Raw genomic sequence first — 1,968 nt, 5'->3', positions numbered from 1 at the left:
CCAGCAGCCGCGACTTCCCGCACCGCTTCTCCGGCGCGACGATCGCCAGGCGCGGCGCGTGCTGCCACGCACGCTGCAGATGCGTCGCCGCGACCCACAACGTCACCGCCGTGAGCGCCTCCTGGCTCGGCATCACCACATACCGCTCGACCTGCGCACGCAGGTCGGCCAGCACCTGCTCGCCCTGGCGCAGAGGGCCGACGAACGTACCGGTACTCGCCGGCCGCGGCTTCGGGACGGACGGCTTCTGGGCCGCGTCACCTACCGATGACGTCTCGTCTCCCTCACCGGCTCGCTCGCCGGTCAGGTGGGCACCCGGCTTCCCGGCAATCGCGGCCACCGGCCCATTCGCCTTGCCGGAGGGGGAATGTGCGTCGGGTGTCGTAGGTTGCACAGGGCAGCTCCTCATTCTGCGGCGCCGGGCATGCCGGCTCAGCGCACGCGGGTCGTTCGGTGGATACGGGCGGTGGGAGTGTGCTGAGCCTCCGGCGTTGCCTCGCCGGGGGCTCGCTTTGTCCCGGGGCGGGACATCCGGGTTGTTCCGTGTCGGAACACGCAGGGCGTTCCGCGGCGGAACACCCGGGGCGTTCCGTTTCGGAACACGGACAGTACGTCCACCCCCTGACACAGTCCAGCGTTTCTGTGTCAGCTCAGCGCAGACATGTCTGCTACGGTGCCCCGCCTTCACGCCGCCAGGCCCAGCAGGTCCAGCAGGTCCGCCGTCACCACTCGGTAGGCGTTGCCTAGCCGCAGCACCCGGCACGGGTACTCGCCCCGCTTCGCCAACGCATAGCCCTTGCTCCGCCCCAACCCGAGTGCCCGGTTGCCCGTCTCCAGGTCAACAGCTGCGGGGAGGCCCAGAAGCTCCTCCCGGCTCATCCCCTTCGACCGTCCGGCCGTGGTGTCTTCGCGCATGCAGTGCGCCCCTTTCGGTACAGCCGTCGGCGAACGTGGGCGCCACGTTCGGCTCCAGGCGTGTACCTACCAGGATGACGAAGCTAATGTGTCTGCATGACACAACACGGTTTCGATGATGAAGAGGACGACTTCCCCGAGTGGGTGGATCGCATCAAAGCCAACGTGGCCGGCGAAGTCCGGCGGAGAAGGAAGGAGGTGGGATGGAGCGCGCAGGACTTGGCGGACCGGTGCGGACAGCTCGGGCATCCCATCCCGCGCAACGTGATCGCCAACATGGAATCCGGCCGCCGGGCCAACCTCCCGCTGGTGGACGTCATGGTCCTGGCCGCCGCCCTGGAGACCTACCCCGCCTGCCTGATCTTCCCGGTCGGCTACGTGGACGAGACGCAGGAACTCCCCTTCCAGCACCTCGTCCCCACCTGGGAAGCCCTACGCCGCTTCACCGGCGAGCAGGAGGTACCCGGGTACGACGCGGGCCTGGTCCCCGACTTCGAGCTTCACGCCAGCCTCGTACGCACCGCCCTGGCCGCGCTCGAAGAAGCGGAGCAGGCCCGGTTCGCGGCCAAGACGGCGACCAACCGCGCCCAGCAGGAGGAAGCCGAGCGCAGGCGGACGAAGTACGCCGACCAGGCCATCTCCGCCAAGTACAACCTCCGCCACCTCCGTCGGGACATCCGCGACGAAGGAGCCACCCCACCCGATCTGCCACCCGCACTGGGCGACGTCGACCCAGCCGAACCGGACACCGAAACCACCCCGGAGGAACGCCTATGAAGGGCTCTACCCACCGCCGCTGCTACTGCCGCGACCCCAAGACCGGCAAACCGCTCGGCAAGACCTGCCCCAAGCTCTCCAACCGGAAGCACGGCTCGTACTCGATACGCCAGGAGCTCCCGCCCCGCGAAGACGGCACCCGCCGCTCCTTCAGCCGCGCCGGCTACGAGACCCTCAAGGCCGCCCAGGCCGACCTGGACCACATACGCGCGCTCCTCGGGCTCGCCGACGCCGACGACCCCGAGGGGCTGGCACAGATCGCCGAACTCTTGGAGA

The 1,968-nt window shown here is 69.1% G+C and carries 2 protein-coding genes and 2 pseudogenes; 2 read left to right on the top strand and 2 right to left on the bottom strand.

Annotation, left to right across the window (positions count from 1 at the left end):
• Both ACO1BR_RS44005 and ACO1BR_RS44000 read right to left on the bottom strand, forming a co-directional pair.
• Positions 1-340: pseudogene (locus tag ACO1BR_RS44005) on the bottom strand (DUF3631 domain-containing protein); the annotation flags it as partial.
• A gap of 344 nt (positions 341-684) precedes the next feature.
• Positions 685-915, bottom strand: coding sequence for a hypothetical protein (locus tag ACO1BR_RS44000; RefSeq protein ID WP_426800733.1), 231 nt, complete (start codon positions 913-915; stop codon positions 685-687).
• A 96-nt stretch (positions 916-1,011) separates the two neighbouring features.
• On the opposite strand from ACO1BR_RS44000, the gene ACO1BR_RS43995 reads away from it, so the two are divergent.
• On the top strand, positions 1,012-1,692 hold the full coding sequence (locus ACO1BR_RS43995; RefSeq protein ID WP_426800732.1) for a helix-turn-helix domain-containing protein: 681 nt from the start codon (positions 1,012-1,014) through the stop codon (positions 1,690-1,692).
• Positions 1,689-1,968, top strand: a pseudogene (locus tag ACO1BR_RS43990) (site-specific integrase); the annotation flags it as partial. The gene ACO1BR_RS43995 and the pseudogene ACO1BR_RS43990, both read left to right, overlap by 4 nt.

Source organism: Streptomyces sp. YGL11-2 (assembly GCF_050054615.1).
In the GTDB taxonomy this organism is placed as follows: domain Bacteria; phylum Actinomycetota; class Actinomycetes; order Streptomycetales; family Streptomycetaceae; genus Streptomyces.
The sequence above is the reverse complement of the archived record's forward strand: the minus strand, read 5'-3'. Positions and strand labels throughout refer to the sequence as shown.